The organism is Xanthomonas sp. NCPPB 3570, from assembly GCF_056725115.1.
In genome coordinates this window covers 1,394,813-1,415,813 of sequence record NZ_CM161513.1, presented here as the reverse complement: position 1 = coordinate 1,415,813, position 21,001 = coordinate 1,394,813, and the positions used below count along the sequence as shown (strand labels likewise).

Annotated in this window: 23 protein-coding genes; 13 read left to right on the top strand and 10 right to left on the bottom strand. The window is 70.4% G+C overall.

Annotated features, from left to right (window positions below; translation table 11 throughout):
• The first annotated feature begins 400 nt into the window (after positions 1-400).
• On the top strand, positions 401-2,965 hold the full coding sequence (gene mprF, locus AC1PLR_RS06320) for a bifunctional lysylphosphatidylglycerol flippase/synthetase MprF (RefSeq protein WP_481098678.1): 2,565 nt from the start codon (positions 401-403) through the stop codon (positions 2,963-2,965).
• A 359-nt stretch (positions 2,966-3,324) separates the two neighbouring features.
• Here mprF and AC1PLR_RS06315 read toward each other — a convergent pair whose 3' ends face one another.
• The 5 genes from AC1PLR_RS06315 to AC1PLR_RS06295 form a co-directional block, all read right to left on the bottom strand.
• Positions 3,325-4,749, bottom strand: a complete 1,425-nt coding sequence (locus AC1PLR_RS06315; RefSeq protein ID WP_481103015.1) for a virulence factor family protein — start codon at positions 4,747-4,749, stop codon at positions 3,325-3,327.
• 122 nt (positions 4,750-4,871) lie between these two features.
• Positions 4,872-5,057, bottom strand: coding sequence for an oxidoreductase-like domain-containing protein (locus AC1PLR_RS06310; RefSeq protein ID WP_481103014.1), 186 nt, complete (start codon positions 5,055-5,057; stop codon positions 4,872-4,874).
• Between the two features lie 74 nt (positions 5,058-5,131).
• Positions 5,132-5,731 (bottom strand): HD domain-containing protein, encoded by a 600-nt coding sequence (locus AC1PLR_RS06305; protein WP_481103013.1) that lies wholly within the window; start codon positions 5,729-5,731, stop codon positions 5,132-5,134.
• Complete coding sequence (gene thpR / locus AC1PLR_RS06300; RefSeq protein WP_481103012.1) at positions 5,728-6,348, bottom strand: RNA 2',3'-cyclic phosphodiesterase; 621 nt, start codon at positions 6,346-6,348, stop codon at positions 5,728-5,730. The genes AC1PLR_RS06305 and thpR overlap by 4 nt, the downstream gene beginning before the upstream one ends.
• A 141-nt stretch (positions 6,349-6,489) precedes the next feature.
• The gene (locus AC1PLR_RS06295; protein ID WP_041500455.1) at positions 6,490-6,945 is read right to left on the bottom strand and encodes a PA2169 family four-helix-bundle protein; all 456 of its coding nucleotides are present in this window, start codon (positions 6,943-6,945) and stop codon (positions 6,490-6,492) included.
• 594 nt (positions 6,946-7,539) lie between these two features.
• On the opposite strand from AC1PLR_RS06295, the gene AC1PLR_RS06290 reads away from it, so the two are divergent.
• Complete coding sequence (locus AC1PLR_RS06290; RefSeq protein ID WP_481103544.1) at positions 7,540-8,535, top strand: tetratricopeptide repeat protein; 996 nt, start codon at positions 7,540-7,542, stop codon at positions 8,533-8,535.
• Positions 8,536-8,541: 6 nt separating this feature from the next.
• On the opposite strand, the gene AC1PLR_RS06285 is transcribed toward AC1PLR_RS06290, so the two are convergent.
• Positions 8,542-9,744 (bottom strand): MFS transporter, encoded by a 1,203-nt coding sequence (locus tag AC1PLR_RS06285; protein ID WP_481103011.1) that lies wholly within the window; start codon positions 9,742-9,744, stop codon positions 8,542-8,544.
• Between the two features lie 262 nt (positions 9,745-10,006).
• Here AC1PLR_RS06285 and AC1PLR_RS06280 point away from each other — a divergent pair, with 262 nt between their 5' ends.
• Positions 10,007-11,095 (top strand): alkene reductase, encoded by a 1,089-nt coding sequence (locus AC1PLR_RS06280; protein ID WP_481103010.1) that lies wholly within the window; start codon positions 10,007-10,009, stop codon positions 11,093-11,095.
• Positions 11,096-11,159: 64 nt separating this feature from the next.
• On the opposite strand, the gene AC1PLR_RS06275 is transcribed toward AC1PLR_RS06280, so the two are convergent.
• Positions 11,160-11,501: a zinc ribbon domain-containing protein YjdM gene (locus AC1PLR_RS06275; RefSeq protein ID WP_017908239.1), complete on the bottom strand. Its 342-nt coding sequence runs from the start codon at positions 11,499-11,501 to the stop codon at positions 11,160-11,162.
• 81 nt (positions 11,502-11,582) lie between these two features.
• On the opposite strand from AC1PLR_RS06275, the gene AC1PLR_RS06270 reads away from it, so the two are divergent.
• From AC1PLR_RS06270 to AC1PLR_RS06235, 8 genes are all read left to right on the top strand, one after another.
• Positions 11,583-12,539, top strand: a complete 957-nt coding sequence (locus AC1PLR_RS06270) for a cation diffusion facilitator family transporter (RefSeq protein ID WP_010342328.1) — start codon at positions 11,583-11,585, stop codon at positions 12,537-12,539.
• Between the two features lie 125 nt (positions 12,540-12,664).
• The gene (locus AC1PLR_RS06265; protein ID WP_010342327.1) at positions 12,665-13,135 is read left to right on the top strand and encodes an FKBP-type peptidyl-prolyl cis-trans isomerase; all 471 of its coding nucleotides are present in this window, start codon (positions 12,665-12,667) and stop codon (positions 13,133-13,135) included.
• Between the two features lie 121 nt (positions 13,136-13,256).
• Complete coding sequence (locus tag AC1PLR_RS06260) at positions 13,257-14,615, top strand: Hsp70 family protein (RefSeq protein WP_481103009.1); 1,359 nt, start codon at positions 13,257-13,259, stop codon at positions 14,613-14,615.
• Positions 14,616-14,933: 318 nt separating this feature from the next.
• On the top strand, positions 14,934-15,260 hold the full coding sequence (locus AC1PLR_RS06255; protein WP_481103008.1) for a YkgJ family cysteine cluster protein: 327 nt from the start codon (positions 14,934-14,936) through the stop codon (positions 15,258-15,260).
• Between the two features lie 16 nt (positions 15,261-15,276).
• On the top strand, positions 15,277-15,477 hold the full coding sequence (locus AC1PLR_RS06250; RefSeq protein ID WP_010342324.1) for a hypothetical protein: 201 nt from the start codon (positions 15,277-15,279) through the stop codon (positions 15,475-15,477).
• Positions 15,478-15,560: 83 nt separating this feature from the next.
• Positions 15,561-16,355: an EAL domain-containing protein gene (locus AC1PLR_RS06245; RefSeq protein ID WP_481098687.1), complete on the top strand. Its 795-nt coding sequence runs from the start codon at positions 15,561-15,563 to the stop codon at positions 16,353-16,355.
• An 88-nt stretch (positions 16,356-16,443) separates the two neighbouring features.
• Positions 16,444-17,022, top strand: a complete 579-nt coding sequence (locus AC1PLR_RS06240; RefSeq protein ID WP_481103007.1) for a mechanosensitive ion channel family protein — start codon at positions 16,444-16,446, stop codon at positions 17,020-17,022.
• A 101-nt stretch (positions 17,023-17,123) separates the two neighbouring features.
• On the top strand, positions 17,124-17,369 hold the full coding sequence (locus tag AC1PLR_RS06235; RefSeq protein WP_481098688.1) for a DUF2789 domain-containing protein: 246 nt from the start codon (positions 17,124-17,126) through the stop codon (positions 17,367-17,369).
• Positions 17,370-17,390: 21 nt separating this feature from the next.
• Here AC1PLR_RS06235 and AC1PLR_RS06230 read toward each other — a convergent pair whose 3' ends face one another.
• Together AC1PLR_RS06230 and AC1PLR_RS06225 are read right to left on the bottom strand one after the other, a co-directional pair.
• The gene (locus tag AC1PLR_RS06230; protein WP_010342319.1) at positions 17,391-17,657 is read right to left on the bottom strand and encodes a DksA/TraR family C4-type zinc finger protein; all 267 of its coding nucleotides are present in this window, start codon (positions 17,655-17,657) and stop codon (positions 17,391-17,393) included.
• 107 nt (positions 17,658-17,764) lie between these two features.
• Positions 17,765-18,298, bottom strand: a complete 534-nt coding sequence (locus AC1PLR_RS06225; protein ID WP_481098689.1) for a DUF2058 domain-containing protein — start codon at positions 18,296-18,298, stop codon at positions 17,765-17,767.
• A gap of 116 nt (positions 18,299-18,414) precedes the next feature.
• Between AC1PLR_RS06225 and AC1PLR_RS06220 the strand changes: the two genes are divergently transcribed.
• Both AC1PLR_RS06220 and AC1PLR_RS06215 read left to right on the top strand, forming a co-directional pair.
• Positions 18,415-18,912, top strand: a complete 498-nt coding sequence (locus tag AC1PLR_RS06220; RefSeq protein ID WP_481103006.1) for a YgjP-like metallopeptidase domain-containing protein — start codon at positions 18,415-18,417, stop codon at positions 18,910-18,912.
• Positions 18,913-18,980: 68 nt separating this feature from the next.
• Complete coding sequence (locus AC1PLR_RS06215; protein ID WP_481103005.1) at positions 18,981-19,691, top strand: rRNA pseudouridine synthase; 711 nt, start codon at positions 18,981-18,983, stop codon at positions 19,689-19,691.
• A gap of 98 nt (positions 19,692-19,789) precedes the next feature.
• On the opposite strand, the gene AC1PLR_RS06210 is transcribed toward AC1PLR_RS06215, so the two are convergent.
• Positions 19,790-20,596 carry an SGNH/GDSL hydrolase family protein gene (locus AC1PLR_RS06210; protein ID WP_481103004.1) on the bottom strand — a complete coding sequence of 269 codons (807 nt, stop codon included), beginning with the start codon at positions 20,594-20,596 and terminating at the stop codon, positions 19,790-19,792.
• Between the last annotated feature and the right edge of the window lie 405 nt (positions 20,597-21,001).

The window sequence follows — 21,001 nt, the reverse complement described above, 5'->3', positions numbered from 1 at the left end:
GGCGACGTACGATTCCACTATCATGCGCGTCGCCGGCGCGGCCGGTATAGCCTAGGGCGTGCGATGTGCGGTGGAAGAACGGCAGTGATGAGGGAGGATGCAGTGCGCACGCGACGCGGTGCCGCCGCGGATGGCACCACGCCGTCCGTGCGGGATCGTCTGGCGCCGCTGATCGTCGCCCTGCCTGGATGTGGTGCGCGGCGCGTCGGGGCAACCGGCCTCGCCACAGCGCCCTACCTACCGCGTCCTGGCCTCCGCTTCGCAGCCCCTCCATGTTCGTGACACGCTTTCATTCAACCGGTATCGCGATGGCCCGTCTCCGTTTCGCCCGCAGTTCCGCTCCGGCCCCGTCGTGCACCGTGCGCCACGCGCCGTGGCGCCTTGCCGCCGCCCGCCCGCAATGACCGACGCCACCCCCTCCGCTCCCGCGTCCACGCCCGGCTGGCGCCGTGCGCTGCCGGTGCTGGCCAGCCTGGCGATCCTGGCCCTGGCGCTGCATGCGCTGGCCACGGAGTTCAGCACCCATGGCTACAGTGCGATCCGTCACGCCTTCAACCAGCTGAGCCTCACGCAGATCGTGCTGACGCTGCTGCTGGGCCTGAGTAGCTACGCCTGCCTGATCGGCTTCGATGCCGTCGGCCTGCGCCGCAGCGGGCGCAAGCTGCACCCGATGCGGATCAGCATCACCGCGTTCCTGGCGCATGCGGTCGGCCAGACCCTGGGCTTCGCCGCGCTGACCGGCGGCGCGGTGCGCCTGCGCGGCTACGGCCGGGTCGGGCTGAGTCTGGCCGAGATCGGCCAGGTGGTGCTGATGAGCACGCTCGGCTTCGTGTTCGGCGCCTGGCTGCTGCTGGCGCTGGCCCTGACCCTGGAACCGGCCGCCGCGGCGCTGGCGCTGCCGGTCGGCGCGACCGCGGTGCGCGCGATCGGCATCGCGTTGCTGGTCGGCTTCGCCACCATGCTGCTGCTGGCCGGTCGCGACGGCCGCACCCTGCGCTGGCGCAGTCACGAACTGTGGCTGCCGGACCGGCGCACCACCCTGGGTGTGACCGCGCTGAGCGTGGTCGAGCTGGGCCTGGCCAGCGCCGCGTTCTACGTGCTGCTGCCCAACGAATCGGGGATCGAATACATCGGCTTCGTCGGCCTGTACCTGGTCGCGGTGGTGGCGGGCCTGGTCTCGACCGTGCCGGCCGGCCTGGGCGTGTTCGAGTGGAGCCTGCTCAAGCTGCTGCCCGGCGTGGCGCCGGCGGCGGTGCTGGCGGCGGCGCTGATCTACCGCATCACCTACTACGTGGTGCCGCTGCTGCTGTCGGTGCTGATGGCGTCGCTGTCCGGCCTGCGCCGGCCGCTGGCCGCCAGTGCCGGCGGGGTCCGCGTGGCCTGGCGCACGCTGCGCCCGTGGCTGCCGCAGATCATCGCCCTAGCGGTATTCGCGGTCGGCGCGGCGCTGGTCATCGACGGCACCCTGCCCACGCCCAAGCGCCGCCAGGACATGGCGCCGCTGTCGATCATGGAGACCTCGCACCTGCTGGCCAGCCTCGGCGGCGTGGTGCTGCTGCTGATCGGCCAGGGCCTGCAGCGGCGCAGCCATGCCGCCTGGGTGCTGGCGATCGGCATCTGCGTGCTGCTGCCGCTGCCGGCCTGGCTGCGCGGAGGCCACGTCTCGGTGGCGCTGTCCTCGCTGGTGGTGGCGGTCGGCCTGTGGGGCGCGCGCCGCGAGTTCTACCGCGAAGGCGCGCTGCTCGACGAGGCCTGGTCGTGGCCGTGGCTGCGCAACCTCGGCCTGGTGCTGATCGCCACGATCTGGCTGCTGTTCTTCGTCTACAGCCACGTGGAATACCAGAACGAGCTGTGGTGGGAGTTCGCCACCTCGGCCAACGCGCCGCGTGCGCTGCGTGCGGTGCTGCTGGTCAGCGTGGCGGTGGTGGTGTTCGGGCTGGCGCGGCTGCTGCACAGCACCCGCTCGCCGTTGCCGCCGGCCGATGGCGCGCAACTGGACGCGCTGGCGCCGGTGCTGGCCGAGGCCACCGACACCCAGGCCTGCCTGGTGCTGACCGGCGACAAGGCGCTGCTGCAGGCCGAGGACGGCCCCGGCTTCGTGATGATGCAGCGCTACGGCGGCTCGCTGGTGGCGATGGGCGACCCGGTCGGCACGCCGGAAGTGGCCCGCGCGCTGATCTGGCGCTTCCGCGAGGAAGCCGACCGCATGGGCCTGCGCCCGGTGTTCTACCAGGTCGGCGAGCAGCACTGGCAGACCTACCTGGACCTGGGCCTGACCCTGGTCAAGCTTGGCGAGGAAGCGATGGTGTCGCTGGAGGGCTTCCACCTGGAGGGCCGCGACCGCGCCGACCTGCGCCAGGCCTGGAACCGCGGCAAGCGCAGCGGGCTGAGCTTCCGCATCGTCGAAGCCGACGCGGTGGATGCGCTGATGCCGGTGCTGGCCGAGGTCTCGCAGCAATGGCTGGAAGACAAGGCCGGCGCCGAGAAGGGCTTCTCGCTGGGCAGCTTCGATCCCGCCTACCTGCGCCGCTTCCCGATCGCGGTGGTGGAGTTCGAAGGCAAGGTCGTGGCCTTCGCCAACCTGTGGCAGGCGCCGGCCGGCCACGAGTTGTCGGTGGACCTGATGCGGCACATCGCCGACGCGCCGAAGGGCACGATGGATTTCCTGTTCATCGAGCTGTTCCTGTGGGGCCGCGACCAAGGCTACAAGCGCTTCTCGCTGGGCATGGCGCCGCTGTCGGGCCTGGCCCAGCACCGCCTGGCCGGGCGCTGGAACCGCTTCGGCAACCTGATCGTGCGCCACGGCGAACGCTTCTACGGTTTCACCGGCCTGCGCCGCTTCAAGTCCAAGTTCGCCCCCGCCTGGCGCACCCGCTACCTCGCCGCCCCCGGCGGCATGCACCTGCCGGCCGCCCTGCTGGACGTGACCCGACTGATCTCGCTGGATCCGCGCAAGCCGGAGTGAGGCCGGGATTGGGGAGTCGGGATTGGGGATTGGCCCCGGCTACCCCGTTTGCGGGTGCATTGCGAGGCTGCGCGCCGTACCCTCATCCGCCCCTTCGGGGCACCTTCCCCCGAAAAGGGGGCCGTGGTCCCGAGGGGAGAAGGGAGATACCAAAGCCCCTCTCCCCCCGGGAGAGGGGTTGGGGTGAGGGTACGACCGCCATGGAGTCCAGCGACACCGAACGGACGCTTGCCCCGCGCAGAACCAGCGTTTCAGCGGTCCGCGTCGCGGCTGAGGCCGCTCCTACGACGGCGCGCGCGGACAAGCCCGCACGCGCGACCAGCCACCAATCCCCAATCCCGCCGCCCCAATCCCCGCCACTACTGAATCCGCTGCAGGATCTGCTTGGCCAGCGTCGCGTAGTCGCCCTGGAAGTGATGGTCGCCCGGCAGCTTGACCAGTTGCGCGCCACCCTTGGGCAGGTCCGGGCACAGCGCGTCGTCGTCGTCCTGCCCGTAGATGCACAGGGTCTGCGCCGGCGGCATCTTCGCCACTTCCGGGGCGATCGGCAGGCCGTCGTCGCCGGAACTGATCCAGTTGGACACGTGGAACTCGTAGTCGGCGGTCTTGCCGACCGACAGCAAGGCGGTGAGCTGCACCTGGTCGCGCATCGCCTCCGGCAACTGGTTGTAGGCCGCCGGCAGCACGTCGGCGCCCTGCGAGAAGCCGATCAGCACCACCCGCCCGCGCTGCCACAGGTGGCTGTAGTGGCGGTAGATGCGGTCCAGGTCGGTGGCGAAGCCCTGCGGCGTGCGCTCGCTCCAGAAGTAGCGCAGCGAATCCACGCCCACCACCGGGATGCCGGCCTTGGCCAGGGCGCCGGCGACCTGCTGGTCGAGCCCGGCCCAGCCGCCGTCGCCGGAGACGAAGATCGCGAACACGTTGCCGTTGTCGGCGTCGGACGCTCCCGCGGCGGCCGGCACTTCGACCACCGGCAGCCCGGCCAGGTCGGCCGGGGTCGGCGGGAGGCTGACGCCGGGCCTATCGCCCAGCGAACGCACCGCCGCGCGCAGCCCCGGCAGCGCGTCGCCGCTGGCGCTGCGGCGGAACTGCCGCGCCTGCGCCACCTTCTGCAGGAACGCATCGCTCTGCTGGGTGCAGCGGTCGCGGCGGGTCTTGGCGTCGAGCGCCGCCAGCCACGGCACCGGCAGCGCCGTCGGCTGCAGCGCACGCGCCGGCGCGGTGATGCCGGCGCCGCAGATCTGGTCATCGAGCACCTGCACCGGGCAGAAATCCTCGGTCAGCAGGCCGGCCAGCAGATGCTTGGGCGCCTGCGCGGCGACCGCATAGGCCAGCGCGGCACCGTCGCCGTCGCCGACCAGTAGCGGCAGGTGGTAGGTTGGCACGTGGAAATAGGCCTGCACGTAGCGCGAGAAGTTCTCCACGTCGCCGGCAGAGAAGCCGCAGGTGCCGTCGATCTTGGCCAGCACCGCCTGCAGGTGCGCGCTGTCGATCACCGCCACCATCGCGCCGTCGTCGCGCAGCGCCTCGATCTGGCGCATGCGCTCGGCATCGGCGCGCTTGCCGCCGGCGAACCACAGCACCACGCGCTTCGCATTGCCCTTGGGCAACAGCACCGGCACCTGCTCGAAGCGTCCATGGCTCAGCTTTTCCGGCGATGTCGCCGGCGCACCGGCACTCGGCGCGGCGGCGGTCGCAGCGCCCGGCGCCGCAACGGCGATGCCGGCCACAAGCAGTCCACCCAGTGCACATCCCCACACCCAACCGCCACGCTTCTGCATCATCCAGCCATCCTGAAAAGGCGCGTTAAAGATAATCCCGAACGGCGGCGGCGCGAAGCGCGGCGCGCTCTGCGGTTCATGCCAGGTACGCCGGACCCGGGCCATCGCCTGCACCGGCAGCCCTGTCAGCCATCCGCGTCGGCGCCAGGGTGGCGCAGTTGCCAGGCCGCCAGCGCCTGCCGGTAGCGCTCCAGTTCCTCGTGGTAGAGGTCGTAGACGCACAGCGGACAGCCACTGTCGCAGCAGTCGCTGGGGGCTGGCGGCAGCGGCGCCTGCGGGCGGGGATCGGCATTGGCGGCAGAGTCGGACATGGGCTTGGTGGTGGCGGCCGGACGGACCGGCGCGGCAGTGTAGAAGAAGGCGGCGCCGGGTGGCCCGCGCCTGGTCAGCCGATGGCCTGGCGCAGGTTGGCGCGCGCGGCCGCGTCGTAACGCGCGTGGAAGCGCTCGCTGAGGAAGATGCGCGGCTGCGCCAGCACGGTGCACAGGAAGGCGCGGCGCTTGCGCCGGTATAGCCAGCCCGGCACCACCCCTCGATACTCCTCGGCAATGGCGCGATCGTAGGCGGCGAAGGCTTCCGGTGTGGCGCCGAGGATGGCCATGTCGCAGTCCAGGAACAGCGCCGCGTCCGCATCCACCGAGGCGACGGTCAGTTGCCCGTGACGCGCGGTTAGTTCGATCAGCGCGGCGACCCGCGCCGCGTCCACACCGGCATCCGGCAGCCACTGCGCGATCGCCGCCTCGGCAAGGCGCGCCGACTGCGCTTCGTTGTCGCCGCGGCCGGCGCGGTACACCGCATCGTGATAGAGCACCGCCAGGTAAACCTCGCGCGGCTGCTGCCAGCCGGTGTCGGCGGCGACCTCGGCAAAGTGCGCCAGCACCGCCTCGACGTGGCCGAAATGGTGATAGGCGCGCGGCGGTTCGGCGTAGGCCGCCCGCAACTGCGCCCACTGCGCATCGGGCAGGGTCAGCGGCGCCGCGCTCATTCGCTGCTCTTCCTGGGATCGGCCCGCAATGGCCAACGCGCTTCGTGCAGGTAACGGCCCTGGCCCTGCACGCTGCGGATCAGGCTCAGCGACGCCGCCTGCCAGGAAAGCGCCGGTACGCGCTGCGGCGCCAGCGGCTGTTCGACATAGGCCAGGGTCATGTGCGGCAGATAGGCGCCGTCGGCACGTGCGGCGACACCGTGCCGGGCCAATTGCTGCTGCAGCGCCTGGCGCAAGGCCTGCAGCGGCTGGGGCTCGGCATCGCCGCGCAGCACCAACGGTCGGCTGCGCGCGCGGCTGTCGAAGGTCACCGCGTGGTCGAATGCAAGGTCAAATGGCGAGGCCGCAAGCGCCTGCCCGGCGGCGCAGGCCTGCTGCAGCAAGCGTGGCGGAATCCCGGCGTACTCGCCCAGATAGTGCAAGGTCACATGCAGCCGCTCGGGCGGCAATGCGCGGACGCGCAATCCATGGTCTTGGCAGAGCTGCTGACCGAGGCGATGCACCGCCTGCGCGGTCTGCGCGTCCGGCAGCAACGCAAAGAACAGGCTTTCGCGCGCGGCGGGCGCGTCGAAGCCGAGCGAGAACTGGGCGCCGTCGGGCGCAGTATCGGGATACATGGAGTGGAGCGGCAAACGCCGCAAGCGGCTCGGGCAGCGGTCGAGCGCGCATGGTAGCAAGCGCGCCTGATCGCTGCAGATCCCGCACACCGCCCGGGCAGCGCCGCGATGGCGGCGCGCCGGGCAGGCGGCGGATGGCGGTCAGGCCGCGTTCTTCATCGCGTGCTTGCGGGTGCGCATCACGTCGTGGCAGGCGCGCACTTCCGGCAGCAGGCGGGTGGCGGCATCGCGCGCGGCCACCGGGGTGTCGGCGTCGGCGATGGTCTCGTTGAAGGCCTTCAGCAGGCGGTCCTCGGACTCTTCCAGTTCGGCAACATAGCCGTACTTGGTGTCGCCCAGCGCGGCGCGGACCTTGCCGTACATCTGCTGCATGCTGCCGACCATGGTGCCGTGCTCTTCCGGCTTGCCGCCGACCGACTGCACCACCGCGCTCAGGCTGCTCACGATGTCCGACTTGACACCGGCGATGCGCAGGAACAGCGCGGACAACTCGGCGTCGCCCACCTTCTTGGCGGCTTCTTCGTAGAAGTCCTTGCCGTCGCGGGAAATGGCGATGAGGTCGTTGAGGCTGTGCGTGGTCTTGCTCTGGATGCTCATGGAAAACTCCTGTGGCGAAGCCGGCGATATCGCGCAACGGGCACGCGGGGTGGACCTGGATATCGCACGGCGCGGTCGAGAGGATTGCCGCGTTGCGTGGTGATGGCGATGCTGGGCAGCACGGCATAAAGCGCACGTGAGCCGTTCGCCCTTGTTCGTCACGCGCCATTGCCGGTGGTGAACATGCGTTCATTGGAAACTGCACGCAGTCAGGCATGTGGTGAAATTTTCACCATCCTGTCTGCGCGTGTTGCGGCGCTTCGCCGAACGCGACTTATCCACATGATTGCCCCCTGATCGTCCACAGTGGCTGTGGATGACTACCACTGAGCGTGCCGGTCCAAGACCGCCCGTCGGCGCAGCCACGACCGCCTCCCGGCACCACGGTCAAAGGCCTATAGTGCTGACGAGCCCTCGCCACTGCAGGGCGCCGCGAGGTGCGTCATGTTCGCCTGGACTGCGTTCGCCCTGCTCGCTACCGCTGCGGCCGCCCCATCGCCGCCGATGCCACCGTCGTACGCGGCAGAAGCAGCACAGGCTGCCGCGCCAGTCCCGGCGCCAACCGCCGCACCGATGCCGACGCCGGAGCAGATCCTGCAATTGCCGCCGGCACTGCACGCGCTGCTGCAGCAACGCATCGACCGCGGCGCCGACGCAGAGCACCGCCTGCAGCAACTGGTGGCATTGGCCTTCGACGCCAACGGCCTGAACCTGCAATACGACCCCAAGGCCACCCACAGCGTCGCCGAGAGCTACGCAACCCGTCGCGTCAATTGCCTGTCCTTCACCCTGCTGTTCGTGGCGATGGCGCGCGACATCGGACTGCAGGCGCAGGTCCAGGAAGTGCGCCGCGTGCTGAGCTGGTACGAGGACGGCAATGCGCTGTACAACGTCGGCCATGTCAACGCAGGCGTGCGCGTGGACAGCGGCCGCGGCAGCATCGACTTGGACCGCAGCGTGCTGATGGACCGGCGCGGGCCGCAGCCGATTTCCGACCGCCGCGCCCTGGCCCACTACTACAACAACCGCGGCGCCGAGCTGATGGTCGACGGCGATCTGGAAGGCGCCCGCGCGCATCTGGCGATGGCCCTGCAGATGGACCCACGCTTCGCCGGGGCCTGGAACAACCAGGGCGTGCTGGCGATGCGCGACGGCGACAGCGCCGCCGCCGCACGCGACTACGCCAAGGCGTTGGAGATCGATCCGGAACACCTGCCGGCGCTGTCCAATGCCGTGGGGCTGGCCCGACGCCTGGGCGACAGCCCCCGCGAGGCCGCGCTGCAGCGGCAGATGGAACAGGTGCGCCAACGCGACCCATTCCAGCAATACCTGCTCGGCAACGAGGCGGAGCGGCGCCAGGACTACGCCGCGGCGATCGCCTACTACCGGCATGCCCTGCACCTCTACGACGGCGCACACCTGCTGTACTTCGCCCTGGCCCGCGCCTACCTGCACAGCGGCGACACCCGCCGCGCCACCGCGGCGCTGCGCGAGGCCATGGCCCACGCCGATCCGGCCACGCAACCGCGCTACCAAGGCAAGCTGGACGCGCTGCGCAGGCTGTCTTCCACGGCGCGGCCGTTGCGCTAGCGCACCCTAACCAGCCGCGGGCGCGCAGGCCGCACGCCGTGCCGCGTAGCGCGCCCACAGGTAGATCAGCAGGCCGCCCACGGCCATCGCAGCGCCCACATAGCCGGTGGAGGTCCAGCCCAGGCCGGCGCCGATCGCGATGCCGCCCAGCCACGGCCCCAGCGCGTTGGCCAGGTTGAACGCGGCATGGTTGGAGGCCGCGGCCAGGGTCTGCGCGTCGCTGGCCACATCCATCAGGCGGGTCTGCAGCACCGGCGCCAGGGCGCCCATGCTGCCGACCGCGACCACCGCCGGCAGCACCGCCCACGGCGAGGTCGCCGCCAGCGGGAACGCCAGCAACACTGCCAGCGACCACAGCAGCACCAGCGGCACCGCGCGGAACTGCATGCGGTCGAACAGCCAGCCGCCGGCCAGGTTGCCGAGCAGCCCGCCCAGCCCGAACGCGGCCATCGCCACCGGGATCCAGTGTTCGGACACGCCGGTGACCTCCATCAGGGTCGGCGCCAGATAGCTGAAGACGCAGAACATGCCGGCGAAGCCGATCGAGCCGATGCCCAGCGCCAGCCACACCTGCGTGCGGTTGAAGGCGCGCAACTCGCGCAACGGCGAGGGCCGCGCCTCCTGCGGATCGGCCGGCAACAGGCGCCACACCAGCAGCACCGTCAACACTGCGATCACCGCGACCAGGGCATACGCGTAGCGCCATTGCGCCACCTGGCCGAGCCAGGTCGCCAGCGGGTTGCCGACCAGCACCGCCAGGTTCAGGCCCAGCAGCACCCGGCTGACCGCGGCACCGCGCTGGTCGGGCGGGCCGATCGAGGCAGCCACCAGGGTCGCCACGCCGAAATAGGCGCCGTGCGGCAGGCCGGCGACGAATCGCGCCACCAGCATGCTGTGATAGTCCGGCGCCACCGCGCTGGCCAGATTGCCGAACGCATAGAAGCCCATCAGCGCCAGCAGCAGATCGCGCCGCGGCCAGCGCGCGCCCAGGATCGCCAGCAGTGGCGCACCGACCACCACGCCCAGCGCATAGGCGCTGATCAGGTGCCCGACCTGCGGCGCATCGATCGCAAGGCCACGGCCGATGTACGGCATCAGGCCCATGGTGGAGAACTCGCTGGTGCCGATCGCGAAACCGCCCATCGCCAGCGCGAACAGGATCAGCACGTAGCCGCGCCGCGACAGCGGCGCCGTGGCGGATGAGGTCATGCGCACGTCCCAGGAAGAAGGGCCGCCCATTATTGTGCATCGCAGCAAGCCCTGCAGCCCCACCCGCGCAACGCCGCGTTGCGCCGCACCGCTGGCGGCGTTTCGGGCGGCGATGCGCGCGCGACGGTGCCGCCGCAGCAACGCACTGTCCCATCGCGCAGCCGCGAAACCGCCGCACGCGTCCCCATGTCCTGCACGCACATCGCCTTGCAGCGCCCCGCTGTAGGGTCGCCCGCCCCACTCCACAACGAGAGACCCACCGATGACCGATACCGCTTCCCCGCTGTTCACGCCGCTGCGCCTGGGCGCGATCGCACTGGCCAACCGCATCGTGATGGCGCCGCTGACCCGCAACCGCGCCGAAGGCGAAGGCCGCATCCCCTCGCCGCTGGCCGCCGAGTATTACGGCCAGCGCGCCAGCGCCGGCCTGCTCATCGCGGAAGCGACCCAGATCAGCCCGATGGGCCAGGGCTACAAGGACACCCCGGGCATCTACAGCGACGCGCAGGTCGCGGCCTGGAAAAAAGTCACCGATGAAGTGCACCGCCGCGGCGGCAAGATCGTGCTGCAGCTGTGGCACGTTGGCCGCATCTCCCACGTCAGCCTGCTGCCGGACGGCGCCGCGCCGGTGGCGCCCAGCGCGCTGCGTGCAGACGCCAAGACCTTCACCGCCGAGGGCTTCACCGATGTCTCCGCACCGCGCGCGCTACGCCTGGACGAGATCCCCGGGCTGATCGAGGACTTCCGCCGCGCCGCCCGCAACGCCATCGCCGCCGGCTTTGACGGCGTGGAAGTGCATGCCGCCAACGGCTACCTGATCGACCAGTTCCTGCGCGACGGCAGCAACCATCGCGACGACGCCTACGGCGGCAGCATCGAGAACCGCACCCGCTTGCTGTTCGAAGTGGTGGAGGCGGTGGCGCAGGAAATCGGCGCCGACCGTACCGGCGTGCGCCTGTCGCCGGTGACCCCGGCCAACGATGCGCGCGACAGCGACCCGCAGCCGCTGTTCGAGCGCGCGGTGGAACGCCTGGATCCGCTGGGCCTGGCCTTCGTGCACGTGATCGAAGGCGCCACCGGCGGCCCGCGCGACAACATCGCCTTCGACTACGCCGCGCTGCGCGCCAAGTTCCATGGCCCGTGGCTGGTCAACAACGGCTACGACAAGGCGCTGGCCGAAGACGCCGTGGCCTCCGGCCGCGCCGACGCGGTGGCGTTCGGTCGCCCGTTCATCGCCAACCCGGACCTGGTGGAACGGCTGCGCCGCGACGCCCCGTTGAACGAGGTGGATGCCGACACGCTGTACGGCGGCGGTGCCAAGGGCTACACCGACTACCCGACGCTGGACTGATCGCGTCCTGCGGCGGCACCGCAACGGTGCCGCCGCAGCGGGCGATGCAGTGGGGCTCGCCCGCTCAGGCCTTGCGCAGGAAGCAGGTCTTCAGCACCAGGCCCTTGATCTTGTCCGAGTTGCCTTCGATGTGTTCGGCATCGTCCTCGACCAGGCGGATGCCGCGGATCACCGTGCCCTGCTTGAGCGGGATCGACGAGCCCTTGACCTTCAGGTCCTTGATCACCACTACCGTGTCGCCGGCCTGCAGCACGTTGCCGTTGCTGTCGCGCACCACGGTCGCCGCGTCGTTGGCGGCGTCGGCCGCGACCGGCCACTCGTGGCCGCAGTCCGCGCACACCCAGTTGGCGCCGTCGACATAGGTGTTTTCCAGGGTGCATTGCGGGCAAGCGGGTGCGGCGGGCATGGGAGTCCTTGATACGGCGACGACGGCGAGCCGCCTATTGTAGCCGCCCGCCCCGTGCCGCCGAGCGGCCGCAGGAATGCCATGTCCGCCTCGTCCGGGTCCCGTCTCGCGATCTACGCCGCGCTCGCCGGCAATCTCGCCATCGCCATCGCCAAGTTCGTCGCCGCCGGGCTCTCGGGCAGCTCGGCGATGCTCAGCGAAGGCGTGCATTCGCTGGTGGACACGGTCAACGAACTGTTGCTGCTGTACGGCCTGCGCCGCGCTGCGCGCCCGGCCGATGCCACCCATCCGTTCGGGCATGGGCGCGAGCTGTACTTCTGGAGCTTCATCGTCGCCCTGCTGGTGTTCGCGCTCGGCGCCGGGGTGTCGCTGTACGAGGGCATCGCCCATATCCGCGATCCGCAGCCGGCCAGCGACCACACCCTCAACTACATCGTGCTGGGGCTGTCGCTGTTGTTCGAGGGCGGCTCGTGGTGGGTCTCGCTGCGCGAGTTCCGCGCGCGCAAGGGCCGCCTGAGCTACGTGCAGGCGTTCCGCGAGAGCAAGGATCCGAGCCTGTTCACCGTGCTGGTGGAGGACAGCGCAGCGCTGATCGGCCTGCTGATCGCGCTGGCCGGGCTGCTCGCCGCGCAGTGGCTGGACATGCCGGAACTGGACGGCGTCGCGTCCGTCGGCATCGCCGCGGTGCTGGCCTGCTCGGCCTTCGTGCTGGCGCGCGAGACCAAGGGCCTGCTGATCGGCGAGCCGGCGGCGCGCCCGCTCGGCGACGCGCTGCGGCGCATCGCCGCGGCCGATCCGGACGTGCGCGCGGTCAACGGCGTGCTCAGCGTGCAGATGGGGCCGGACCAGGTGGTGGCCGCGCTCAGCGCCGAGTTCGAGGACCAGCGCAGCACCGCGCAGATCGAGGCGTGCATCGAGCGCATCGAGGCCGCCGCGCGCGCCGAGCATCCGGAGCTGCAGGCGCTGTTCGTCAAGCCGCAGACCCCGGAGACCTGGTTGGCCCGACGCACCGCGCTGCGCCAGCCGCCGCCGGCCTGAATGGGCGCGTGCCGGCGCGACTTGCGGCCCTGCGCCGCTTTTCGTTAGGGTAGCCGGGTAGCACCCCTCTCATCGCGCTGTGACTGTGCCGGCGTATCCCCCTTACTCACTGAACGAGGTTTCCCATGGAGATCGCCAACGGGCTTGTCGCCACCATCCACTACACCCTCACCGACGATGCCGGTGAAGTGATCGACCAGTCCTCGCCGGACAATCCGCTGAGCTACCTGCACGGCGCCGGCAACATCGTGCCGGGCCTGGAGAAGGCACTGACCGGCAAGCGCACCGGCGAGTCGGTCAAGGCCGACGTGATCCCGGCCGAAGGCTACGGCCCGCGCCACGAGCAACTGGTGCAGCAGGTGCCGCGTGGTTCGTTCCCGGATGCCGCGTCGCTGGCGCCGGGCATGCAGTTCCAGGCGCAGACCGACCAGGGCCCGCTGCTGGTCACGGTCACCGAGGTCGGCGAGCAACTGGTGACCATCGACGGCAACCACCCGCTGGCCGGGCAGGTGCTGCATTTCGCCGTGGAAGTGGCCGGCGTGCGCGAGGCCACCGAGCAGGAAAAGAACCAGGGCCACGCCGGCGCCGCGCTGTAAGCAGCCCGCTTTCCTGTCTCCAACGAGGCCCGCCGATGCGGGCCTCGTGCGTTCCGGGCCGCGCTTGCGTCGCGCCGCGGCTTGCCCCACAGTGCGCGGCCCTCCCGCCCCCGGCACCGTCATGCGCCTCGGTATCGACTTCGGCACCAGCAATTCCGCCGCCGCCGCGGTGATCGACGGCCGCGTGGTGCCGATCGACTTCGGCGCGCAGCAGCAGTTCCGCACCACGGTGTACTTCCCTGAGGTGATGCGCGACCCGGCCGAGTTCGACCTGACGCCGGCGCTGGAACGGCAGGTGGACGAGCTGATCGAGTCCGGTCGCCGCGATGCGCTTGCCGCCGGGCGCGAACGCAGCCCCGACGCGTTGCGCCGCGATGCGATCCGGGTGGTGCGCCGGCAATGGATGGAAACGCAGATGCGCGAGCCGCGCAGTTCGGCGGCACTGCTGCAGAACGCGGTGTACGGCGACGACGCGCTGGACGCGTATTTCGTCGAGGGCGAAGGCAACCTGGTGCAGAGCCCCAAGTCGATGCTGGGCTACAACCTGCACCCGCGCGCACGCCAGACCATCACCGGCATCGCCGCGCACATTCTCGAACACATCCGCCTGACCGCCTCGCAGCAACTGGGCGTGCAGGTGCGGCGCGCCCTGCTGGGGCGCCCGGTGCAGTTCCGCAGCTCGATCGGCGAGGCCGGCAATGCGCAGGCGCTGGAGATCCTGCATGGCGCGGCGGTCACTGCCGGCTTCGACGACGTCGCCTTCCTGGAGGAACCGGCCGCCGCGGCGATGCACTACCACGCGGTCAGCCGCGAGCGCCACGCCGCGGTCGTGGTCGACATCGGCGGCGGCACCACCGACATCGCCTACGCCAGTGTCGGCGGCGACGCCGCGCCGCAGGTGCACCGCGCCTGGGGCATCCCGCGCGGCGGCACCGACATCGACCTGGCACTGAGCCTGGCCGGATTCATGCCGCAGTTCGGCCGCGGCCTCACCCGCGTGCCCTCGCACCACTACGTCGAGGCGGCGATGGTGCAGGACACCACCCGTCAACGCGATTTCCGCCAGCACCGTTACGACGGCGTGCCCGCCCCCTACGACACGCGCCTGCAGGCGCTGCAGGAACCCGGCAACACCGCGCGCCTGTACCGTGCGGTGGAGCGCAGCAAGATCCGCCTCAGCGACGCCGAGCGGCACGCAGAGACGCTGGACTACATCGAAGCCGGGCTGCAGGTGCAGGTGCACGCCGAGGAACTGGTGCAGGCCGCACGCAGCTACCTGGAAGCGCTGCAGGAGCTGCTGGCGCAGGTCCGCCAGGACATCGGCGGCGATCCGGCCGCGGTGTTCCTGACCGGCGGCATGTCGCGCGCCGGCTACCTGCAGCACCTGGTCGCCGCGGCCTTCCCGCAGGCGCGCCTGGTCCACGGCGATCCTTCGTTCGGCGTGGTGCAGGGCCTGGCGCTGGCCGCCGCGCAGGACTAGCGCAGCACGGGCCTGGCGGGGCGCGCCCCGACCGGCCGTGCCCGGCCGGCGCATGGCCTGCGGCCGACGTTGTTCATACTGCGGCGGCGCGACTGGCGTAGCATGGCTGCACGCTTCAGCGTCACGTCGCTACGCGCGTCTCGTCCGGCCGTTCCTGTCGCCCGACTCGCTTCCTTCTCGCGCCACCCTCCGTCCTGCTGCAGGCCGGATCCTTCGGAGCGCCATGTCTCCCGCCCCTGCCACGCTCCAGGCCCAGCGCCTGGTGTCGCCGCTCCAGTCACCTCGCCGGCCGACACGCCCGGATCGCGGCGGCTGCGCATGAGCGAGCCGATGCGGGACACGGCCGACCCGGCCATCGCCTGCGACCGCTGCGACGCGATCTGCTGCCGCCTGACCGTGCTGGTGATGCCGGACGACCAGGTCCCCGAGCATCTCACCGAGTACACCCGCGAGGGCCTGCACGTGATGGCGCGCGACGAGGACGGCTGGTGCGTGGCGGTGGACGGCGCGCGCATGTGCTGCTCGATCTATGCGCAGCGCCCGGCAATCTGCCGCAAGTTCGCGATGGCCGGCCCGTACTGCCGCGAGATCCGCCGCACCCACCACGAGCAACTGACCCGTGGCATTCCCCTGACGATGTACTGACTGCAGGAGTTCCAGCATGGCACGACCGACCAGCACCACCGCTTCGCCCAGCGCACGGAACGCACGCGGCGCCAGCGCCGCCGACAAGGCGCAAAAAGGCCTCAGCCGCGAGCGCATCGAGGCCGACCTGGCCGCCTTCCACCAGGCCGGCGGCCGCGTCGAGGTGCTCGGCACCACCCGCGTGCTGAAGAAGGTCGACGTCGCCGACGCCGGCTAGCGCCACCCGCGCCGGCTCGAAGCACGGCGCCGTCTTCACGCCGAAAGCGCATACTGCGAGCTCTTCCACGGTCTCGGCCCGGCATGCTCCTGCGCTCTCTGTCCGCCGAACTCGGCCAGCCCGCCTGCGGCAACTGCCGCGATGGCGAGCCGCTGGATTTCGCCGTGCGCATGGCGTTCCAGCCGATCGTCGATGCCGCCACCCGCTCGATCTACGCCTACGAAGCGCTGGTGCGCGGCGAGGACGGCAGCGGCGCGGCGGCGGTGCTGGCGCGGGTCCGCCCCGAGCAGATGTACCGCTTCGATCAGACCTGCCGGGTGCAGGCCATCGCCACCGCCGCGCAGTTGGGCCTGCGCACGCGCCTGTCGATCAACTTCATCCCCAACGCGGTGTACGAGCCGGCGACCTGCATCCGCCTGACCCTGAAGGCGGCCGAGCACTTCGGCGTGCCGACCGGCGATCTGATCTTCGAGATGAGCGAGTCCGAACGCGTCGCCGACCTGCCCAAGGTCGTGCGCATCCTGCGCGACTATGCGCAGCGCGGCTTCCTCACCGCCATCGACGACTTCGGCGCCGGCCACTCCGGCCTGAACCTGCTCGCCGATTTTCAGCCGCACCTGATCAAGCTGGACATGGCGCTGATCCGTGGCATCGACGCCAGCGCCGCACGCCGCCACATCGTCGGCGGCATTGTCGCGATCGCCGCGCCGCTGGGCTGCCGCATCCTCGCCGAGGGTGTGGAGACGCCCGCCGAGTACCACGCATTGCGCGCGCTGGGCATCGACCTCTACCAGGGCTATCTGTTCGCCAAGCCGGCGCTGGAGGCGCTGCCCGAGGTCACCGAGGCGCAGTGGGACGCGCTGGAGCGCGCCGACTAAAGGGGCCGCCGCAAGCGCAGGCAGTACGACTTGCCCGCGACGGCCTCGCTTGCGACCATCGCGCCTCCCCTGCGTGTTCCCAAGTGCAATGCCCTCGCTCCATACCCTGCTGCCGCCGTGGACACACCGCTGGCTCGACGTGATCGTGCCCGGCGCGCAGATCGTGCTGATCGTGCTTGCGGCCTGGTTGCTGCGGACCGTGTTGCGGCGGCTGATCCGGCGCCTGGGCGAGCACCACGCGCTGCCGCCGGAACTGGTGCTGATGGCGCGCCGCGGCAGCGGCTTCGTGATCTACGCGGCGGCGCTGCTGCTGATCCTGGACCGCTTCGGCGTGTCCGGCACCGTGCTGTGGACCGCCTTCACCGGCTTCGCCGCGGTCGCGGCGGTGGCGTTCTTCGCGGCGTGGAGCGTGCTGTCCAACATCTTCTGCACGCTGCTGATCTTCACCACGCGCCCGTTCCGCCTGCACGACCACATCGAGCTGCTGGAGAACGGCGAGAAGCCCGGCCTGAAAGGCCAGGTGATCGACATCAACCTGATCTACACGACGCTGCGCGAGGAACATGACGGCGACGGCGAGAGCGTGCTGCAGATCCCCAACAGCCTGTTCTTCCAGCGCAGCACGCGCCGCTGGCGCGGCCATCCGGTGCCGCCGGGACTGGGTTGAGCGCCGCCACGCCGACGCTGACGCCATCCACATGACGCAGCCGGTATGGTCGATGCCAGCCGCCTAGCGCGGCGACCTCCCCTTTCCCGACCAGGTACTGCATGGAACCCGTCATTCATCCGTTCGCCGACCTCTTCGCTCAGCTCGGCCTGCCCAACAGCGAGCCGGAGATCCGCCAGTTCATCGCCCAGCATGCGCCGCTGCCCGATGGCATGCGCCTGGAAGAGGCGCCGTTCTGGACGCCCGCGCAGGCGCAACTGCTGCGCGAGGAGCGCCTGGAAGACGCCGATTGGGCGATCGTGGTCGATCAGCTCAACATCGCGCTGCACGCGCAGCCCAAGCCTTGACCCGACCGCGGCGGCTGAGCATCAACGCAGCTGGCTGTCCTTGCTGCCGCGGCGGTTGTAGCCGCTGTGCTCGTGCTGTGCGCGGTCCTGCGCGTCCTGGCAGGCCACGCACAGGCGCACGCCGGGCACCGCCTTGCGCCGCGCCTCGGGAATCGGCGCATCGCAGTCCTCGCAGTGGCTCAATCCCGGACCCTGCGGGAGTTGGCTGCGCGCCCGCTTGATCGCATCCTCGACGGTCGCATCGATCTGGTCCTGCACCGCGCCGTCGCCTGCCCACCCAGTGGCCATGGTCGTCTCCGCACTGTTGCCTTGCCTGGATGATGCGGCCGGCACCGGCAAATGCAATGCACGCCGGCTTCACCTAGCCGAGACGTTCATGCGGCGCCGCGCCGCGGTCACCAGATCAGGTCGTCCGGCACCTTGAACTGGCTGTAGTAGGGATCGTCCTCGCCGCTGGCCGGCGTCGCCGCCAGCGCATCGAACACGATGGTCGCCGGATCGCGGGCGACGATCTTCTCCACCACCGCGCGCGGCACCGGCACGTAGCCGGCATCCAGCCGCGCGATCGCCACGCTGCCGGCGATCAGTTGCGTGCGCAGCGCCGCATCCACGCGCAGCCGCTGGATCTTGCCGGCATCGGTGAAGTGGTAGTCGATCTCGCCGTCGGCCTTGAGCTTGTGGTTTTCGACCAGTTGCCGCGCCTGCGCGCGCTGCTCCTGCACACGCGCCTGCGCGTTGCGCTCGGCGGACAGGGCGCGGTCGCGCTCCACGCGCTCCTGTCGCAGCCGCTCGCTCTCCAGTTGCTCGGCGCTGGGCGGCGGCGGGGTCTTGCCCTGGCGCGCCTTGGCCTGCTCGCGCGCGACCTGCGCCACCTGGCTCTTCTTCACCAGGCCGGCCTTGAGCAGTTGCTCCTGCAGGGGATTGCGCATCGGAAGCGTCCACGGACTCGGATTCGGGAGCCGCATGATACCCGCAGCGCCGGCAGCCGCCCGCGAAGGCACTGGTGCCGGATGCCCTGACGCACGCGGCGCGCTAAGGTGGCGGCATGGAGACCCTGCGCTATCTCGTCGGCTACCCGCCCCATGTCCTGGACCAAGTCCGCGAGATGATCGCGCGCCAGCGCCTGGGCGACTGGCTGCGCAGACGCTATCCCGAGGCCAACACGGTCCGCACCGATCGCCAGTTGTACGACTACACGCAGGCGCTCAAGGACCGTTGCATGCGCAGCGCCGAGCCGCTGCACAAGGTGATCTACGACAACCGCCTGCAGGCGGTGAAGCACGCGCTGGGCACCCACACCACGGTCTCGCGGGTGCAGGGTGGCAAGCTCAAGGCCAGCCGCGAGATCCGCATCGCCGGCGTGTTCCGCGATGCGCCGGCGGCGTTCCTGCCGATGATCGTCGCCCATGAACTGGCGCACCTGAAGGAAAGCGCGCACAACAAGGCCTTCTACCAACTGTGCGCGCACATGACGCCGGACTACCACCAGTTGGAGTTCGACCTGCGCTTGTACCTGACCCAGTTGGAACTGGGCGAGCGCTGAGACGCCGCTGCGTGGCAGCGCCCCCGCGACGCCCGTACACTGCGCCCCCGACCGATCGCTTACAGCCGATGTCCAGCCCCGTCCGTCTCGACAAGCATCTCGCCGCCCTGCTGCCGTGTTCGCGCGGCGAGGCGCAGCAGTACATCGAGGGCGGCTGGGTCAGCGTGGACGGGGTGGTGGTCGAGGAACCGCAGACGCCGATCACCACCCAGCAGGTGACGCTGGCGCCCGACGCGCAACTCGGCCCGGCGCAGCCGGTCACGCTGCTGCTGCACAAGCCGGCCGGGATGCGCGCCGAAGACGCGCTCGCGCTGGCGACGCCCGGCCACCGCAGCGCGCTGGATGCCAGCGACATGCGTGTGCTCAAGCGCCATTTCCTGCGCCTGAGTCTGCCGCTGCCATTGGAGACCGACGCCAGCGGATTGCTGGTGCTGAGCCAGGACCGCCGCGTGCTGCGGCGGCTGAGCGAGGACGCGGCCACGCTGGAGCAGGAGTTCGTGGTGGAGGTCAGCGGCACCTTGCAGCCCTATGGCCTGCACCGGCTCGCGCACGGCCTGCGCCATGGCCAGCGCACGCTGCCGCCGTGCAAGGTCAGCTGGCAGAGCGAACAGCGCCTGCGCTTTGCGATCAAGCACGTGCAGCCGGGCCAGTTGCACGACATGTGCGCGCAGGTCGGACTGCAGGTGACGGGGCTGCGTCGCCTGCGCATCGGCAGGATTTCGCTGGGCAAGCTGGCGCCGGGCGAGTGGCGCTATTTGCCGGAGGGCGAGCGGTTCTGAGGGAGTGCGGGTGCGGCCTCGCCGATCGTTGTTGCCGGCGACCGTACCCTCACCCCAACCCCTCTCCCGGGGGGAGAGGGGCTAGGAGCGCACGTGGCTCAGGGCTTTGCCAGCGCGCGCTGGATGGCCTGCTCGGCCAGCGGCGCCATCACCGCATAGCCGGCGTTGTTGGGGTGCACGCCGTCGATGGCCACGGTCTTGTCCATGCCGCCGTCGCGGTTGCTCAGCTTGCTGTAGTAGTCCAGGTACACCGCGCCCTGCTGCTGCGCGTACTGCTGCATCCAGGCATTGAGCGCACGCACCTTCTGTGCCGGCTGCAGGCCCGGCCGCCACGGATAGTCGGTGACCGGCAGCACCGAGGCCAGCACCACCTTGATGTGGTGGGCCTGGGCCAGTTCGGTCATCGAGCGCAAGTTGTCTTCGATCATCTCCAGCGTGGACAGCCCGGTGTTGCCGGCTAGGTCGTTGGTGCCGGCCAGGATCACCACCACCGCCGGCTTCAGGTCGATCACGTCCTGGCGGAAGCGCACCAGCATCTGCGCGGTGGTCTGCCCGGAAATGCCACGATTGACGTAGGCGGACTTGCCGGGGAAGAACGTGGTGCCTTCGCGGCGGCCCCAGGCATCGGTGATGGAGTCGCCGTAGAACACCACACGCGGCGCGTCCGCTGCCGGCGCCGGCAGCGCCGCATTGTCGGCGCGATAGCGCTGCAGTTGCGCCCAGTCCAGCAGTCGCTGCTGCATCGCCTTCACTTCGTCGGGCTTGAGCGTGTCCGGCGCACGCGTGTACAGCGCATCGACCTTGCCCTCCAGCGCCGCGGTGGACGCGGGCGTTGCCGCCTGCACGGCGCCGGCGGCAGTGGCGCACAGCGCGATGGCGAGGGACAACAGCGAAGGGCATTTCATCGAGGCGTTCCTTGTGCAGACAACGGTGATCGCACAGTGTAACCAACCCTCCGGATTGCCCATGCGGCGCTGCCGCAGCGCCGCCGCGACTGCGCCGTCTCGCATGCGATTCAGCCCGTGCTCACGCTGCGGCTATCGCCGACAGCATCGATGGGGCATATCGCTGCGCTCCGTCGCCATGTGCATCGTGGCGCACGGTCGATGCCTTGCAACGCAGGGCTGCGACCGCCATCGCACCGTGCACCGACATGCGTCACGCGCGTGCCGCGCCGATGACAACGCGATGCCGTCGCCATCGTTTTTCGCTATCGCCGCAACCTTTTGCGAACGCCCTAACTTTTTCGTAAGTACATGACACACAAGGATTTGCGCTTCTAGGATGGCCGCGGACGTGACGGGGGGATC

Excerpts from the sequence above, each read along its gene's own strand:
- AC1PLR_RS06310 (WP_481103014.1), bottom strand. The coding sequence starts at position 5,057 with ATGTCCGACTCTGCCGCCAATGCCGATCCCCGCCCGCAGGCGCCGCTG.
- AC1PLR_RS06280 (WP_481103010.1), top strand. The coding sequence starts at position 10,007 with ATGACCGATACCGCTTCCCCGCTGTTCACGCCGCTGCGCCTGGGCGCG.
- AC1PLR_RS06270 (WP_010342328.1), top strand. The coding sequence starts at position 11,583 with ATGTCCGCCTCGTCCGGGTCCCGTCTCGCGATCTACGCCGCGCTCGCC.
- AC1PLR_RS06260 (WP_481103009.1), top strand. The coding sequence starts at position 13,257 with ATGCGCCTCGGTATCGACTTCGGCACCAGCAATTCCGCCGCCGCCGCG.
- AC1PLR_RS06275 (WP_017908239.1), bottom strand. The coding sequence starts at position 11,501 with ATGCCCGCCGCACCCGCTTGCCCGCAATGCACCCTGGAAAACACCTAT.
- AC1PLR_RS06305 (WP_481103013.1), bottom strand. The coding sequence starts at position 5,731 with ATGAGCGCGGCGCCGCTGACCCTGCCCGATGCGCAGTGGGCGCAGTTG.
- AC1PLR_RS06215 (WP_481103005.1), top strand. The coding sequence starts at position 18,981 with ATGTCCAGCCCCGTCCGTCTCGACAAGCATCTCGCCGCCCTGCTGCCG.
- AC1PLR_RS06315 (WP_481103015.1), bottom strand. The coding sequence starts at position 4,749 with ATGATGCAGAAGCGTGGCGGTTGGGTGTGGGGATGTGCACTGGGTGGA.
- mprF (WP_481098678.1), top strand. The coding sequence starts at position 401 with ATGACCGACGCCACCCCCTCCGCTCCCGCGTCCACGCCCGGCTGGCGC.
- AC1PLR_RS06255 (WP_481103008.1), top strand. The coding sequence starts at position 14,934 with ATGAGCGAGCCGATGCGGGACACGGCCGACCCGGCCATCGCCTGCGAC.
- AC1PLR_RS06285 (WP_481103011.1), bottom strand. The coding sequence starts at position 9,744 with ATGACCTCATCCGCCACGGCGCCGCTGTCGCGGCGCGGCTACGTGCTG.
- AC1PLR_RS06210 (WP_481103004.1), bottom strand. The coding sequence starts at position 20,596 with ATGAAATGCCCTTCGCTGTTGTCCCTCGCCATCGCGCTGTGCGCCACT.
- thpR (WP_481103012.1), bottom strand. The coding sequence starts at position 6,348 with ATGTATCCCGATACTGCGCCCGACGGCGCCCAGTTCTCGCTCGGCTTC.
- AC1PLR_RS06265 (WP_010342327.1), top strand. The coding sequence starts at position 12,665 with ATGGAGATCGCCAACGGGCTTGTCGCCACCATCCACTACACCCTCACC.
- AC1PLR_RS06250 (WP_010342324.1), top strand. The coding sequence starts at position 15,277 with ATGGCACGACCGACCAGCACCACCGCTTCGCCCAGCGCACGGAACGCA.
- AC1PLR_RS06230 (WP_010342319.1), bottom strand. The coding sequence starts at position 17,657 with ATGGCCACTGGGTGGGCAGGCGACGGCGCGGTGCAGGACCAGATCGAT.
- AC1PLR_RS06220 (WP_481103006.1), top strand. The coding sequence starts at position 18,415 with ATGGAGACCCTGCGCTATCTCGTCGGCTACCCGCCCCATGTCCTGGAC.
- AC1PLR_RS06295 (WP_041500455.1), bottom strand. The coding sequence starts at position 6,945 with ATGAGCATCCAGAGCAAGACCACGCACAGCCTCAACGACCTCATCGCC.
- AC1PLR_RS06245 (WP_481098687.1), top strand. The coding sequence starts at position 15,561 with ATGCTCCTGCGCTCTCTGTCCGCCGAACTCGGCCAGCCCGCCTGCGGC.
- AC1PLR_RS06240 (WP_481103007.1), top strand. The coding sequence starts at position 16,444 with ATGCCCTCGCTCCATACCCTGCTGCCGCCGTGGACACACCGCTGGCTC.
- AC1PLR_RS06235 (WP_481098688.1), top strand. The coding sequence starts at position 17,124 with ATGGAACCCGTCATTCATCCGTTCGCCGACCTCTTCGCTCAGCTCGGC.
- AC1PLR_RS06225 (WP_481098689.1), bottom strand. The coding sequence starts at position 18,298 with ATGCGCAATCCCCTGCAGGAGCAACTGCTCAAGGCCGGCCTGGTGAAG.